11 protein-coding genes are annotated in these 15,226 nt (G+C 73.4%); 5 read left to right on the top strand and 6 right to left on the bottom strand.

The genetic code is table 11. The features are described 5' to 3' along the window. The first annotated feature begins 15 nt into the window (after positions 1-15). Entirely contained in the window at positions 16-3,540 is a 3,525-nt protein-coding gene (locus tag HHX33_RS21115; protein ID WP_182876131.1) for a DUF4153 domain-containing protein, read from the top strand. A gap of 216 nt (positions 3,541-3,756) precedes the next feature. On the opposite strand, the gene HHX33_RS21110 is transcribed toward HHX33_RS21115, so the two are convergent. Together HHX33_RS21110 and HHX33_RS21105 are read right to left on the bottom strand one after the other, a co-directional pair. After that, the gene (locus HHX33_RS21110) at positions 3,757-4,623 is read right to left on the bottom strand and encodes an alpha/beta fold hydrolase (protein WP_182876130.1); all 867 of its coding nucleotides are present in this window, start codon (positions 4,621-4,623) and stop codon (positions 3,757-3,759) included. Between the two features lie 129 nt (positions 4,624-4,752). Further along, positions 4,753-5,394, bottom strand: coding sequence for a tetratricopeptide repeat protein (locus tag HHX33_RS21105; RefSeq protein WP_182876129.1), 642 nt, complete (start codon positions 5,392-5,394; stop codon positions 4,753-4,755). 110 nt (positions 5,395-5,504) lie between these two features. Between HHX33_RS21105 and HHX33_RS21100 the strand changes: the two genes are divergently transcribed. After that, positions 5,505-6,701, top strand: a complete 1,197-nt coding sequence (locus tag HHX33_RS21100; RefSeq protein WP_182876128.1) for a hypothetical protein — start codon at positions 5,505-5,507, stop codon at positions 6,699-6,701. A 29-nt stretch (positions 6,702-6,730) separates the two neighbouring features. Here HHX33_RS21100 and HHX33_RS21095 read toward each other — a convergent pair whose 3' ends face one another. Further along, positions 6,731-7,318 (bottom strand): TetR/AcrR family transcriptional regulator, encoded by a 588-nt coding sequence (locus HHX33_RS21095; protein WP_220502035.1) that lies wholly within the window; start codon positions 7,316-7,318, stop codon positions 6,731-6,733. Positions 7,319-7,411: 93 nt separating this feature from the next. Between HHX33_RS21095 and HHX33_RS21090 the strand changes: the two genes are divergently transcribed. Further along, positions 7,412-7,750 carry a rhodanese-like domain-containing protein gene (locus tag HHX33_RS21090; RefSeq protein ID WP_182876126.1) on the top strand — a complete coding sequence of 113 codons (339 nt, stop codon included), beginning with the start codon at positions 7,412-7,414 and terminating at the stop codon, positions 7,748-7,750. Positions 7,751-7,765: 15 nt separating this feature from the next. Here the strand turns inward: HHX33_RS21090 and HHX33_RS21085 are convergent, their stop codons facing one another. Both HHX33_RS21085 and HHX33_RS21080 read right to left on the bottom strand, forming a co-directional pair. After that, the gene (locus HHX33_RS21085; protein ID WP_111700726.1) at positions 7,766-8,761 is read right to left on the bottom strand and encodes a LacI family DNA-binding transcriptional regulator; all 996 of its coding nucleotides are present in this window, start codon (positions 8,759-8,761) and stop codon (positions 7,766-7,768) included. 75 nt (positions 8,762-8,836) lie between these two features. Beyond that, on the bottom strand, positions 8,837-10,219 hold the full coding sequence (locus tag HHX33_RS21080; RefSeq protein WP_182876125.1) for a GH1 family beta-glucosidase: 1,383 nt from the start codon (positions 10,217-10,219) through the stop codon (positions 8,837-8,839). Between the two features lie 208 nt (positions 10,220-10,427). Here HHX33_RS21080 and HHX33_RS36285 point away from each other — a divergent pair, with 208 nt between their 5' ends. Then, positions 10,428-13,214, top strand: coding sequence for a glycosyl hydrolase (locus HHX33_RS36285; protein WP_182876124.1), 2,787 nt, complete (start codon positions 10,428-10,430; stop codon positions 13,212-13,214). 153 nt (positions 13,215-13,367) lie between these two features. On the opposite strand, the gene HHX33_RS21070 is transcribed toward HHX33_RS36285, so the two are convergent. Then, the gene (locus tag HHX33_RS21070; protein ID WP_182876220.1) at positions 13,368-14,315 is read right to left on the bottom strand and encodes an AraC family transcriptional regulator; all 948 of its coding nucleotides are present in this window, start codon (positions 14,313-14,315) and stop codon (positions 13,368-13,370) included. A gap of 81 nt (positions 14,316-14,396) precedes the next feature. Between HHX33_RS21070 and HHX33_RS21065 the strand changes: the two genes are divergently transcribed. Next, positions 14,397-14,909 carry an anthrone oxygenase family protein gene (locus HHX33_RS21065; protein WP_182876123.1) on the top strand — a complete coding sequence of 171 codons (513 nt, stop codon included), beginning with the start codon at positions 14,397-14,399 and terminating at the stop codon, positions 14,907-14,909. The last annotated feature ends 317 nt before the right edge of the window (positions 14,910-15,226 follow it).

The raw sequence follows: 15,226 nt of genomic DNA, 5'->3' as shown, positions 1-15,226 counted from the left end.
AGGGAGAGCCAGGCGATGAGGCCGCTCGACTTCCTCGGCCGGATCAAGGTCAAGCTCGGGATCGTGATCGTGCTCGCCGTGGTCGCGGCGTTCGTCGTGAACGAGGTGGGCATCAACTCCGGCCTGTCCCGCGATCTGAGGATCGCGATCGCCGTCGCACTAGCGATGATCATGGTCCAGTTCCTCGCCCGCGGCATGATCCGGCCGCTGCGCGAGATGGCCGCCGCCGCGCAGACGATCGCCAAGGGCCGGTACGGCCTGCGGGTGACGGCGACCTCCCGGGACGAGGTGGGCGAACTGGCCCGCGCCTTCAACGCGATGGCGGCCGACCTCGCGGAGGTCGACCGGCAGCGGCGCGACCTGGTGGCCAACGTCAGCCACGAGCTGCGCACCCCGATCGCCGGTCTGCAGGCGGTGCTGGAGAACGTCGTCGACGGCGTGTCGCCGCCCGACCTCGACACCCTGGGCACGGCCCTCGCCCAGACGCAGCGGCTGGGCCGTCTCGTGGCCCAGCTTCTCGACCTCTCGCGGCTCGACTCGGGGGCGCGCCTGATCGAGCCGGAGGACCTCGACCTCGCGTCGCTGTGCCGCCAGGCGGTCTCGGAGGCGTCGATCGCGCGTGACGACGTCACCGTCGAGAGCGCGGTGCCGCCGGGGACCGTCCTCGCCGCCGATCCGGCCCTGCTCGCGCAGGTGCTGGCCAACCTGCTCGACAACGCCGTACGGCACAGCCCCCCGGGCGGGAGGGTCCGGGTGGAGACGCGGGCCGCCGGGCCGGCCCTGGAGATCAGCGTGATCGACGACGGCCCCGGCATCCCGCCGGGGGAGCGGGCCCGGGTGTTCGAGCGCTTCTCCCGGCTCGACGCCGGGCGGGCCGCGGACGCGGGTGGCGCGGGGCTGGGCCTCGCGATCGCGAAGGAGATCGCCGAGTTGCACGGCGGGACGATCGGCGTGGCCGACCCGCCGCCGGTGAGAGACGGTCACGGACCGGCCGGGGGATGCCGGATGGTCGTCGCGCTACCACGGCACCGGGAACCGGCGGCCGGCGAGGGCGTGGACGCGCCCGTCCACGCCGGTGAGCGAAGGGGGACCATGAACGCCAGGCAGGCCCGCGGAGGCTGTTCCGACGATCAACGCGAGGGAACCGGTCTGCCGGCTCCACCCGCTGGGGGACTACGGGATGCCGGTACTCCGGCCGCGCTTCGGGATGGCGAGCTTGTGGACGGTGGCGCGGAGCGTGGGGTGGTCGCGGCCGGTCATGCGGAGCGGCACGGCGTGGTCCCGGCCGTGCCTGCGGAGGCGGGGCTTCCGGACGGCGGGCATGTGAACGGCGAGCTTGCGGACGGTGACGCGGAGCGTGGGGTGGCCGCAGCCGGTCATGCGGAGCGGCACGGCGCCGTCCCGGCCGTGCCTGCGGAGGGGCGCGGCGCTGTCCCGGCCGGGGTGCGAGGCACGCACCCCGAGGTGTCCGTGCCCCTGGCGCCAGCGCACCCTGTGCCTCCAGTGCGTCCGGTGAGTTCGGCGGGTCCGGCGGACGACTCCGCCCGGGAGCACACGTGGGGTGACGCGAGGGGCGGCATGCGGGATGACATGCAGGACGACATGTGGGGCGTGGAGCGCGGAGAGGAGCACCGGCGGGGCGTCTCGGCGTCGTCGTGGGGAGGGGAGCGCGGGGGGCCCGTGGGTCCGCCAGTCGATCCACCCGCCAGTCCGCCCGTGACCTGGCCGTACGCCGCGCTCGCCCAGGCTCGGCACGGGCGGTCGGCCAGGGCGGCTCTCGGCGCGGGCCTCGGCATGGTGGGCGGCTTCCTCGCCGGGCTGATCGCGGCGGCCGTCCTCGGGGTGTACGGCGAGGGGTTGCTGGGAGCCGCCGCGATCCTGCTGTTCACCGTCGGAGGCGCGGCCGCGGGCGCCGCTTTCGGCTCGTCCCCGGTCCACCGGTACGCCGGGGCACCGCAGGGGCAGCCGCCGCAGGGCGAGAGGCGGCCGGGGGAGGCGCTGCGGGGCGAGAGACCGTGGGGGGAGACGCCGTGGAGCGAGGCGCCGGCGTACGTGCCGCCGCCGCTGTTCCCCCGGCCGGATCTGCCGGACGCGCCCCGGTGGTTGTTGCCGGCCGCCGGGGCGGCGGGCCTGGTCGCGGCCGTCGCCCTGCCGTACGCGTCGGCCGGGCTCGGTTCCGTGCTGACGGCGGTCGCGCTGGGGGCGGCGGCCTTCCCGGCGGTGCTGCCGCGGCGGCGCGGCCGGCTCACCCCGTGGACGGTGACCCTCGGCCTGCTGGCGTACGCGCTGGTTGCCGTCGCCCTCTTCCGCGACGCGGAATGGCTGGTCGCGCCGGTGCTGCTGGCGGCGTTCGCCGTGGGGTCGCTCGCGCTGTCCGGCGGCGGGCGGGGCTGGCTCGGGGTGATCAGAGGAGGGATCTCGGTCGTCTTCGCGATGCTGCCGGTGCCGTGGTTCCTGGCCGGGCCGGTCCGGAACCTGGCGCGGCGTAGCCGCGTGCTGCCCACCCTGGTCGGCGCCGCCGTCACCGTCGTGCTCCTGGCCGTCTTCGGCCTGCTGTTCGCCTCGGCCGACGCCGTCTTCTCTGCGTTCGTCCGCGACCTGCTGCGGACGCCCGACTGGGCCTGGGACCTGCCGTACCGGATCTTCGTGTTCTGCGTGTTCGCCGTGCTGGCCGTGGCGGCGGTGCTGGTGGGCCTGCGTCCGGTGGCCGAGCCCACCCCGCCCGACCTGCGGATGTCCCTCGGCCGCCAGGTGTGGATGATCCCGCTGATCGGGCTGAACCTGCTGTTCGCGGCGTTCGTGACCGTGCAGATCACGGTGCTGTTCGGCGGAAGCCGCAGGGTGCTGTCGACGGCCGGCCTCACCTACGCCGAGTACGCCAGATCCGGCTTCTTCGAACTCGTCACGGTCAGCGTCTTCGTGCTCGGCATCGTCGCGGGGGCGGTAGCGCTGCTGCGCCGGCAGAGCCGGACCGACCGCCGGCTGCTGGCCGTGCTGCTCGGTCTGCTGTGCGCGTTCACGCTGGTCATCCTCGCGTCGGCGCTGCACCGCCTCGGCCTCTACACCGACGCGTACGGCCTGTCGCGGCTGCGGGCCTCGGTGGAGGCGACGATCTGGTGGCTCGGCGCGGTGTTCGTGCTGGTGTCGGCGGCCGGGGCGGTCCGCCTGGCCGGCCGCGGCGCCGGATGGTTCTTCCGCGGGCTGGTGCTGCTCACCGGGGTGTCGCTGCTGGCGTTCGCGGTCTCGGACCCTGACGCGCGGGTGGCCGAGACCCAGCTCACGATCCGCGGCGTGGAGCGGCTCGACCACGGCTACCTGGGCGATCTCGGGGCGGAGGCCGTGCCGATCCTGGACAGGCTGCCCGAGCCCGACCGCAGTTGCGTGCTGCGGGACGTCGTGGCGGTCAACCGTCTCGACCGGCCGGACTCCTGGAACGACTGGAACCTCGCCCGCGCCCGCGCCCGCGAGGTGCTGGCGAAGCGGCCGGTCCTGCAGGGCGGCGACTGCCCCGCCCCCGACCGCGGATACGCCTACGACTGACACCACGCCCGACTGACACCGTGCTGACACCGTGCCCGAGTGACACCACGCCCGAGTGACACCGTGCTGACACCGTGGCCAAGTGACACCGTGCCTGACCGACACCGTGCCTGTGGTGCGCGGGCCCGGCTCTGGTCGTGCTCAAGCCACGGCCTGGCCGTGCCCGGACGCGCCCGGACGTGGCCTGACCGGGCCCGGACGTGGCCTGGGTGTGGTTCAGCCGGCGAGGACCTCGCGCAGCGTGACGGCGAAGTTGTCGGGGTCGCCCGGCATGCCGAACGTGTCGTCGAGGAACCCGCCGTGGTTGCTGGGGAACGTCACGGCCTTGGTGCCGAGCCGCTCGGCGACCGCCACGCCCGCGCGGTACGCCAGCTGCCCCTCCGACTCGACGCCGACGCCGACGACGACGCGGGCCGGGGCCGCGCGCAGCGCCTCGAAGTCGGGCTCGTAGTGCGTGCAGGTCACGAGGTTCTGCGCGAACAGCGCGTCGTCGCGGGTGCCGTCGTCCTCGGCCGGCAGCCCGAACTCGGCCGGGTTCGGCCTGGGCTGGTCGGCGAAGTCGGCCGGGATCTCGCCCTGGTGGCCGACGACCGCGATGAACTTCACCATCGCCGGGCCGAAGCCCTCCTTGTCGTACGTTTGCCGGATGTCGGCCACGGCGGCGAGCGCCTGCTCCCGGTCGGGCAGCACCTGGGCGATGGGGGGCTCGTGCGCCACGAGCGTGCGCACCTGCTCCGGGTGCCGGGCCACGAGAGCGAGCCCGTTGACCGCCCCGCCGCTGCTGGCGAAGACGTCCACCGGGCCGCCGCCGAGCGCGTCGATCAGCCGGTGCAGGTCGTCGGCGTGCAGGTCGGGCGTCGACTCGGCGGCGCCGTCGGTCCGGGTGCTCCGCTCGATCCCGCGGGGGTCGTAGGTCACCACCGTGCGATCCCGGAAGTGCCCGGCCAGGGCGTTGAACCCCCGGGCGTCCATCGGCGAGCCGATCATCAGCAGGATCGGCGCGTCGCTCTGCCCGGCCTCCCGCACGTCGTAGTGGAGCACGCAGCCGGGCAGCTCAAGGGTGTGCGTCCTGGGTTCGGTCACGTGCTCGCTCCTCTTGGCAGGCGGGATCAGGCCGGCGGAAAGCGAGAGCTCTCCATCACCGTCGGTCACACCCTATATCGAACACTTCATCGAACGCAGCACGTACGGCGAATCGGAGCGCCGCGGTCGTCAGAGGGCCGCGCGGGCCTCCGCGACCTGCCGCGCGATGCCCTCGGCACCGCTCTCCTCCGCGAGCCGGGCCGCCTCGCCGAGCAGCCGCAGGGCGTCCTCCCCGCGGTTCTGCGCGGCGGCGATGTAGGCCAGCCCGACCAGGTTGGCGGCGACGCCCGGCTGGAAACCGATCTCCCGGCGCAGCCGCGCCGACTCCTCCAGGAGTTCCCGCGCCGGCTCCAGCCGTCCGGCCATGTGCTCGGCGACGCCCAGGTGCCTCAGCGCGTACGACATCGTCAGCGTGTCGCCGGTCGCCTCGGCGAGTTCGTACGACCGCCGCAACGCGGTCCCGGCCGCCGCGTGGTCGCGCCGTACGACCTGGTGGAAGCAGCCGATCCAGAAGAGCGCCTCGCCCTCGCCGCGCAGGTCGCCGAGCCGCCGGTAGAGATCGGCGGCCCGTCCGAACAGGTCCGGTTCACGAGGGTCCTCCTCGCCGCCCTCCAGGGACCGCGCGTGGACGACCCGTCCCCGAGCCAGGGCGAGATCGGCCTCGACCGCGTCCAGTTCCCGGTCGGCCTCGGTGAGCGCCGAGGCGTCGCCGCCGAAGACCGCCCGCTCGTAGAGCGTGCCGGCCCGTTCGATTCGTGGGTCGCCGCTCATGCCCGATCCCCTCTGTGATCATCGGTGCGAGGGCGCGAGTCTACTCCCGGGACGGTGTCCAGTACGATCCACCGAGGTGGTCGGGAGAGGGCGAGGGGGGCCGCTGATCGATGGACAGCGCTCTGTACGTCTTCGTCGAGGACCTGCGCGCCGAGGGTGTGCGCGGGCTGCTCGACCGGGCCTCCGCGTACGGCGTTCGCGGCGTCGCGGTGGCCGCGGCCTACCACCAGGCCAGGGACGTCACCCCGCACGGCGCCACGCGGCTGACGCTGCGCCGCGACGGCGTCCACTTCCCCCCGCCGGAGGACCTGTTCGGCGGGCTGCGCCTGGCCCCGCCCGTGCAGCCGGGAGCGGAGGACCGGCCGATCGAGGAACTACGCGCGGCCTGCGCCGAGCGGGGGCTGCGATTGCACGGCTGGGCCGTCTTCCTGCGCAACAGCGCGATCGGCCTGGCCCACCCCGACGTGACCGTGGAGAACTGCTTCGGTGATCGCGGCGCTCCGGCGGACCTGTGTCCCGCGCACCCCGACGTGCGGGCGTACGCGGTGGCGCTGGCCCGGGCCGTCGCCCGGCAAGGGGTGGACACGGTCGTGGCCGAGTCGCTGCACTTCGCGGCCTTCGGCTACGAGCGGTGCTCGGTGCCGCTCGGGCCGATGGACGCCTTCCTGTTCGGCCTGTGCTTCTGCCCCCACTGCATGAGCCGGGCCGCCGACCTCGGGGTGAACGCGGAGACGGCCAGGCAGGAGTGCGCGAGGATCGTCGGGGGCGTGCTGGACGGCGATCCCCCCGCGGAGGGCGAGGTCACGCGGGCGGCGCTGACGGCCTACGCCGGTCCGGAGGCGGTGGCGTACGCGCGGGCCCGCTCCGAGAGCGTCACCTCGCTGGTGGGGGAGGTCGCGGCCGCCGTCACGGCGGAGGGCGCGCGGCTGACGTTCGCGGACGCGACGGGGGCGGCGAAGGGCTACGCCCACGGGCTGCCCTCGGCCGCCCTGGCCGCGCACGACTCCTGGCAGCTCGGGATCGACCTGGTGGCGCTCGGCGACCTCGTCCCGTCGTTCGCGGTCCTCGGCTACGCTCGCGATCCCGCCCGGATCGCCGACGACGTCGCCGCCTACCGCCGCTCGATCGGCAAGAACCCCGAACTGCGGGTCGTTCTGCGTCCGGGCGCCCCGGACACCGACTCGGCCGACCGGCTCGCCGCCAAGGTTCGCGCCGCCCGTACGGCCGGGGCCGGGGCCGTGGACTTCCACGCGTACGGCCTGGCCTCCTTCGACGCGCTCACCCGCATCACCGGCGCGCTCGCCTGAAGACGCAAGTGGGCTGCCGGACGGGCCGATCAACCGGCCGCCGGCCCTGAGACCAGGGCGTCCGCGAGGACGGTCAGACCGGCGGCGACCCGCGCCGCGTCGCACTCGCGCAGCACGGCGGTGACGTGCTCGGCGGCGAGCGGGGCGAGCAGCGCGTGGGCGAGGTAGTCGGCGTCCGCGCCGGGACGTGCCTCGGCGAGCAGGATCGCCAGGTGGCGGTGCCAGAAACGGTAGGCGCCGATCCGATATCTGGCTCCCGGGCTCGCGGTCTCGGAGACGCGGAGCAGATCGAGGTATTCGACGAGGTAGTCGGTGTAGGCCGCGACGAAGGCCCGCACCCGGTCGCCCGCCGGGGCGCCGGGCCCCAGCGGCGGCGGCCCGGACAGGATGCGCTCCTGCAGGTCCCGTTCCTTGTCGTCGAGCAGGGCGGCCACCAGGCCCGACTTGTCCCCGAATCGGCGGAACAGCGTGCCCTTGCCCACCCCGGCCTCCGCCGCCACCGCGTCCATCGAGACGGCCTCGACGCCGTGCTCGCGGAACAGCTTCGCCGCCGCCTCCTGCACCCGTAGCCGGTTGCGGGCGGCGTCCGCGCGTTCGCGGGGCGGGTCCGCCAGCAAAGAGGTGAGGTCCCTTGACGAACCGGACTGTGGTCCGGTAATTTCTGAGGCGTTCACACAAACGGACTGTAGTCCAGTTAATTGGAGGACGCAATGACCGCGCTCATCAGCAGGGACGAGCTCAAGGCCGCGATCGACGCCGGCGTCGTCACCGTCGTCGACGCGCTGGGCGGCGAGTACCACGCCCAGCAGCACCTCCCGGGAGCGATCCCGCTGACGGAGGCGGAGGTCGCCGAGCGGGCCGCCGAACTGCTCCCGGACAAGAACGCCCCGATCGTCACCTACTGCTCGAACCCCTCCTGCCCCAACAGCCAGGCCGTGGCCAACCGGCTGACCGCGCTCGGATACACCGACGTGCGCAAGTACCGGGAAGGCATCCAGGACTGGGTCGAGGCCGGCCTGCCGGTGGAGTCCCTGACCACGGCGTCCTGACCGGTCCCGGGGAGTTCAGGCGGACTCGCGGACGACGAGTTCGGTGGGGAGGACCACGGGCGTGGCCGGGCCACCCCGGAGGAGGCCGAGCAGCAGCCGGACCATCGCGGCGGCCTGCTCGCTGACCGGGTGCCTGATCGTGGTGAGCGGAGGCTCGGTGTAGCGGGCCGCCTCGATGTCGTCGAAGCCGACGACCGCCACGTCGTCCGGCACCCGGCGGCCCGCCTGGCGCAGGGCCTGCAGCGCCCCGATCGCCATGAGGTCGTTGGCCACGAACACGGCGTCGAGGTGCGGGTCGTCCTGGAGCAGGTGGCGCATGGCGACGGCGCCGGACTGCCGGGTGAAGTCGCCGACGGCGACGATCGAGCGGCGGTCGGAGTCGCGCAGCGCGTCGCGGTAACCCGTGAGCCGGTCCTGGCCGCCGATCATGTCCTGCGGGCCGGCGATGGTGGCGATGCGCCGCCGGCCGCTGTCCAGCAGGTGGCGCACCGCCTTCTCCGCGCCGCCCACGTTGTCGTTGTCCACGTACGGCAGGGGAACCGGGACGGCCGGCCTGCCGTACGAGACGACGGGGACGCCCATCCGCGCGAGGGCGGCGGGCAGCGGGTCGGCGCCGTGCATGGAGATCAGCATGACTCCGTCGACGTGGCCGCCGGCGACGTAGCGCTCGATCCTCGCGTGGCTCTTGGGAGAGCCGGCGAGCATCAGCACGACCTGCCTGTCGGCGGCCTCCAGCTCCAGGCTGGCCGACCGGATGACCGTGGAGAACATCGGGTCCTCGGAGAAGACCCGGGTGGGCGGCTCGGACACGACCAGCGCGACCGAGTCCGTCCGCTGGGTGACGAGGCTGCGCGCCGCCGAGTTGGGGACGTATCCCAGCTCGTCGACGGCGCGCATGACGGCATCCCTGATCTGCGGGGTCACCGTCAGCTGCCCGTTGACGACCCGGGAGACGGTCGCGCGGGACACTCCCGCCCGCGCCGCGACCGCCTCCAGCGTGGGTCGTTTCATACGTCCCCCAGTCTCATGCGGTCCCCAGTCTCATGTGGTCCCCAGTTTCATGCGGCCCTCTGTTCCCTACGGCCCCTACAGCCCGTTGCGCCTGATGACCTCGCGATACCACAGCGCGCTGTCCTTGGGAACACGCCGCTGGGTCTCGTAGTCGATGTACACGATGCCGAACCTCTTGTGGTAGCCGTAGGCCCACTCGAAATTGTCCAGCAGCGACCATACGAGATAACCCCTGAGGTCCGCTCCCGCGGCGATCGCGGCGTGCGCCGCCCGCAGGTGGCCGTCGAGGAAGGCGACGCGTTCGTCGTCGTGTACGGCGTCGTCGGTGGCGTGGTCGTCGAAGGCCGCGCCGTTCTCGGTGATGAGCAGCCCGACCTCGGGGTAGTCGCGCGACAGCCGTACGAGCAGGGTCTCCAGACCGGCCGGGTCGATGGGCCAGCCCATCGCGGTCACCGGGCCGGGCGGCGGATCGAACCGGACGCCCTCGCTGCCGGGGAAGGGCGGGGCGGCCGGCTCGCCGGGCGCCACCGACACGAAGGTCGGGTTGTAGTAGTTGACGCCCAGCAGGTCGATCGGCTGGTTGATGACGTCCAGGTCGCCGTCCTGAACGTGGCCGAGACCGCCGTGGCGCGCGGCGATCTCCAGCACCTCCTCCGGGTAGCGCCCGCGCAGGGCCGGGTCGAGGAACTGCCGGTTCAGCAGCCCGTCCACGACCCTCGCCTCGCTCTCGCCGCCGTCCGTCTGGATCACGGGCGAGAGGTTGAGGGTGAGCGCGATCTCGGCGGCGCCGGCCGCGCGCAGGGCCCGCGTCGCCAGTCCGTGGCCGAGCAGCAGGTGGTGGGCGGCGCGGAACGCGGCGGCCGGATCGCGTCTGCCCGGCGCGTGGACGCCGGAGCAGTAGCCGAGGAAGGCCGCGACCCACGGCTCGTTCAGCGTCGTCCAGGTCCGGACGCGGTCGCCGAGCCGCCCGTGGACGACCGCGGCGTAGTCGGCGAAGCGCGCGGCGGTGTCCCGTGCGGCCCACCCGCCGGCGTCCTCCAGGGTCTGCGGCAGGTCCCAGTGATACAGCGTCACGTACGGCGTGATGCCGTGGGCGAGCAACTCGTCCACCAGGCGGTCGTAGAAGCCGAGACCGGCGGCGTTCACCGTGTCCGCGCCGGTGGGCATGACCCGCGGCCAGGCCACCGAGAAGCGGTAGGCCGCCAGGCCCAGGTCCGCCATCAGCCGGACGTCGTCGGCGTAGCGGTGGTAGTGGTCGCAGGCGACGTCGCCGGTGTGGCCGTCGGCGACGTTGCCCGGCGCCTTCGAGAACGTGTCCCAGATGGAGGGGGCCCTGCCGTCCTCGGCGGCGGCGCCCTCGATCTGGTAGGCGGCGGTGGCGGCTCCCCAGACGAAGCCGTCGGGGAACACCGGTCCCGGCGAACCGGCTCCCGGCGTGGTGGTGGTCTCCGTGGTCAACGCTTCACAGCTCCCTGCACGATTCCTCCTAGAGAGAGCGCTCTCGCACTCGTCGTGAAACTTTCCTCACGCGTTGACAGCCTATTTCAGCACGCCTAGCGTCAACCACGCTGAGAGCGCTTCCAGCAATGCTGCCGAGGTCGTTCCGCCGGGTCCCGGACCCGGGTTCCGCCTCCGCAGTCGTTGAACCCCCCAGCGGAGGTCGCCCATGCCGTCTCGTCCCCTCAGAACCCTTCCCCTCAGAACACTCCGTCTCGCGGTCCTGACCACCCTCGCCCTGTCCCTGCCCGTCCTCCCCGCCACGCCCGCCGGCGCCGCCACCGTCCCCGTCGGGGCGGGCGGCTACACCACCGACCTGCCCGCCGGCGCGAGCGGGCCCGCGAACTCCGACGGAGCCCCGGTCACCCCCAAGGTCACCTCGAACGTCACCCGCAAGGTGCCCACCAACGACTGGTGGTCGTCGCTCGCCTTCCAGCGGTACGCCGGAAACCCGTACTCCGAGAACATGTACGGCCACCCGCTGGCCTTCCACGCGGTGGCCGGCGGGCTGGAGGTGAGCTATCCCACCACCCCGCTGATCAGCGCCGACGGACGGCAGTACGAGTTCCCGCACGCCCGCGACCTCACGCTGGGCGTCACCGGCCTCAACTCGCCCGACACCAGGGTGGACGACTGGTCCGACTGGACCGTCACGCCGTACTGGTCGGACGGCGCACGCTCGCTCAGGGCCACCATCGGGCACGGCCTGCCGTACGTCTACGCGACGCCGAGCGGCGGCGACGCCCGGGTCGCGTTCGTGGCGACGCCGACGGTCTGGGCCGACCGGGGCAACGTCCTCGGCGTCACCGTGAACGGCCACCACTACGGGATCTTCGGGCCGTCCGGCACCGACTGGAGCCTCGGCGGCACGGTCGCGACCGACGCGCTCGGCGGGAGGAACTACTTCTCGGTCGCCGTGCTGCCCGACGCCTCCGCCTCGACGCTCGACCTGTTCGCCAAGTACGCGTTCAGCTTCGTCACGGGGACGAGGGTGACCTGGTCGTACGACGAGGCGGCGGCGCGGCTCACCACCACCTACACGGCGACGACGGCGGCCAGGGAGGGCACGCAGACCGGGACGCTGCTGGCGCTCTACCGCCACCAGTGGCTGGCCACGAGCAGCCCGCTGACGTCGTACACGTACGTCTCGCCGCGCGGCACGATGAAGCTGCGCGAGGGCACGTCGTTCACCACCGCCCAGACGTTCCACGGCGTGCTGCCGTCGCTGCCCGACCTCGGCGCGTACGACAGGACGAGGCTCGGCGACTACGTCAGGCAGGAGGCGAACGCCGCCGACCCGTGGAAGGGCGCGACCGACACCTACTGGACCGGCAAGGCGCTCGGCCGCCTCGCCCAGCTCGTGCCGATCGCCGACCAGCTCGGTGACACGGCCTCCCGCGACCGGCTGCTCGGGCTGCTCAAGGGCGAGCTGGAGAGCTGGTTCACCGCAGGGGGCGCCGAGCAGTTCCGTTACGACTCCACCTGGGGCGTGCTCACCGGCTACCCGGCCTCGTACGGCAGCGACACCGAGGTCAACGACCACCACTTCCACTACGGCTACTACCTGATGGCCGCCGCGACCGTGGCGAGGTACGACGCGGCCTGGGCGGCGAGCTGGGCGCCGATGGCGAAGCTGCTGGCCGCCGACGCGAACAACTGGGACAGGTCGGAGACCCGGTTCCCGTTCCTGCGCAACTTCGACCCGTACGCCGGCAACGGCTGGGCGTCCGGGCACCAGGGCTTCGCGGCGGGCAACAACGAGGAGTCGTCGTCGGAGGCGATGAACTTCGCGGCCGGGGCGATCCTCCTCGGCGCGGCGACGGGGGACACCGCCCTGCGCGACCTCGGCGTCTACCTCCACACGACCCAGACGTCGGCGATCGCGCAGTACTGGTTCGACAAGGACGACGCGGTCTTCCCGGCCGGGTTCCGGCACGACACGGCGGGCATGATCTGGGGCTCCGGCGCGGCGTACTCCACCTGGTGGACCGCCAACCCCGAGGAGATCCACGGGATCAACGCGCTGCCGGTCACCGGCGGGTCGCTCTACCACGGGCTGTACCAGGCCGACGTGAAGCAGAACCTGGCAGAGATGGAGGCGGGCAACGGCGGCCCGGCGGTCGAGTGGAAGGACGTCATCTGGGAGTTCCGGGCGCTCGCCGACCCGGCCGCGGCCAAGAGCGCGTGGGACGCCGGATACACGACGCTGACGCCCGAGCCGGGGGAGTCGCTCGCGCACGTCTACCACTGGATCTACAACCTGGCCAGGCTGGGGGTGGTCGACCCCGGCGTGACCGCCGACAGCCCGACCGCCGCCGTGTTCGTGAACGGCTCGGCGCGGACGTACGTCGCGCACAACTTCGGCTCGTCGGCCAGGGTCGTCACGTTCTCGGACGGCAGGACGCTGACCGTCCCGGCCCGGTCCACGGCGACCAGCGCGGGCACGTCCTCCTCCCCGTCCCCGTCGCCATCCGCATCGCCGTCCCCGTCGCGTTCGCCGTCTCCGTCACCCACTCCGTCGCCGTCTCCGTCGTCCGGTGGGGTGGACGCGCGCTCGACCATCCAGGCCGAGGCGTACCAGGCGCAGAGCGGCACGCAGGTGGAGGCGACCCAGGACGCCGGCGGCGGGCAGAACGTCGCCTACATCGGCAACGGCGACTGGCTGCGCTACGACAACGTCGACTTCGGTTCGACGGCGGCGCGGCAGTTCAAGGCGCGGGTCGCCTCCGGCGCGGCGGGCGGGGCGAGCGGCCTGGTGCAGGTGCGGCTCGACAGCCTCACCGCGGCCCCGATCGGTGACTTCGCCGTCGGCAACACGGGCGGGTGGCAGAGCTGGCAGACGATCCCCGCGAACATCACGGGCGTCACCGGCAGGCACACCGTCTACCTCACCTTCACCAGCGGCCAGCCGGCCGACTTCGTCAACCTCAACTGGTTCACGTTCGCCACGTCCTGACGAACGGCCCGCGGTGGGCGGCACGTCCCGAGCGACGTGCCGCCCGCCCATGGCGCGCTTCCCCGGCGCCCCGGCGCCCCGGCGCCCCGGCGCCCCGGCGGCCCGAGGCGGCGGACGCCTGCGCAGGCCGGGGCAGGTATCTCCTCGCGGCCCTCAACCGGCCGAGTGCCGCAGGCTCTCCCGGTACCGCTGAGGGCTCACGCCGTGTTCGCGCTTGAAGGCCGTGCTCAACGCGAAGGCGGTGCCGTACCCCACCTGCCGGGCCACGGCCTCCAGCGTCGCGTCCGTCTCACGCAGCAGGTCGGCCGCCAGCGCCAGCCGCAGCCCGGTCAGGTAGGCCATTGGCGGCTCGCCGACCAGCCTCCCGAACCGCTGCGCCAGCGCGGCGCGGGAGACTCCCGCCCGGCCGGCCAGTTCGGCGACCGTCCAGGGCCGGGCCGGCTCGGCGTGCAGCATCCGCAGCGCCGGCCCCACCACCGGGTCGCCGTGCGCCCGGTACCAGCCCGGAGCCCGCGCGTCCGGCCGGGAGAACCAGGCGCGCAGCACGGCGATCAGCAGCAGGTCGAGCAGGCGGTCGAGCACCACCTCCTGACCCGGTTCGTCCCTGCCGATCTCCCGGCCGAGCAGCGTGACGAGGGAGCCGTCCCAGGAGTCGCCGGGCAGCACCAGCAGCGTGGGCAGCGCCGCCAGCAGTCGCCGGGTGACCGCGCCGCGCGCCTGGTAGGCGCCGACGAGCATCACGGCCGAGCCGTCCGGGTCGTTGCCCCAGCCGCGCGTGCCCAGGTCCATCTCCGCCGACAGGCTTCGGCCGTCCGGGGTGGTGCAGACCTGCCCGGGATGGATCACGACCTGTGGCGGGGTCGCCGGGTCGTCGGCGACCGTGTAGTGGCCCGGTCCGCGCACGACCGCCACGTCGCCGGGTCCCACCCGTACGGTCCGGTCCCCGTCCGGGGTGATCCACGCCTGGTCACGGAGCATCGCCACCAGGCACAGCGGCGCCTCGTCCCGGATCCGTACCGACCAGGGCGGGCTCAGCGTCGCCCGCAGCAGGAAGGCCCCGCGCGCCCGGGGCCCGTCGAGGAGGTCGGCGAGCGCGTCCATGGCCAGATCGTAGACGGCCACGTATGCGGACGAGCTTCTCGGCGATGTCGCCCGGCGCCGTCCGCCGATTGACTGATCACCATGACGACGACACCGGACATCCCGGTCGCTGTTCCGGCCGCCCTGTCCATGCTCATGACCGCCGGGATGGCGGGCACCTTCTTCGGCTTCTCGGTCGGTGTCATGCCGGGCCTGAACGCCGCGCCGGCCTCCTCGGCGATCGACGCCATGAACGCCGTCAACGCCAGGATCCAGAACCCGGTGTTCCTGGCGGCGTTCGTCCTCGCCCCGGTCGCCGCCGCCGCGGCGGGCGCCCTGCTGCTGACCCGCTCCGGTTCCGGCGCGGCCTGGCCCTTCTTCGCGGCCGCGGCGGTGTACGCCGCCGGCGTGGTCCTGCCGACGGCCGTGGTGAACGTGCCGATGAACGACGCCCTCGCCGCCGTGGCGGTTCACGCCGACCCGTCGCGGGCAGCCGGGATCTGGTCGGACTACTCGGCCCGGTGGACCACCTGGAACACCCTGCGGGCCGCGGCCGGCGCGGTCAGCCTGCTGCTGACCGGGTACGGCGCCTACCGCTGGGGCCAGGGCTCCTGACAGGGCGCTTTCCCGTTCGTCGCGGCGCCCCGACCCGGGCGGGAATCTGAGCAGAGAGCGCTCTCGCTGGTCAGCCTTTATGGCCACCTTAAACGGGAGAGAACGCTCTCTCAGATTTCACAGAGCCTCTTGACGCGAGTGAGATTCGAAGGGGACAGTGGCGCTCAAGTGGTCCGCGGTCGCGGTGCGCGGGCCCTCACGGCTCCTCGCCGGACGCCGCCGTCCGGCCGTACCGACGTGCATTCGTCTCCGCCCGTGAGGCCCACCCGCACCCCCCATCCCCTCGCCGCGACGACCGGACCGAGGAGAGAGGTACT

Source organism: Microbispora sp. H10670, from assembly GCF_014161385.1.
GTDB classification, from domain to species: Bacteria; Actinomycetota; Actinomycetes; order Streptosporangiales; family Streptosporangiaceae; genus Microbispora; species Microbispora triticiradicis.
This window is presented reverse-complemented; position numbering and strand designations above follow the sequence as displayed.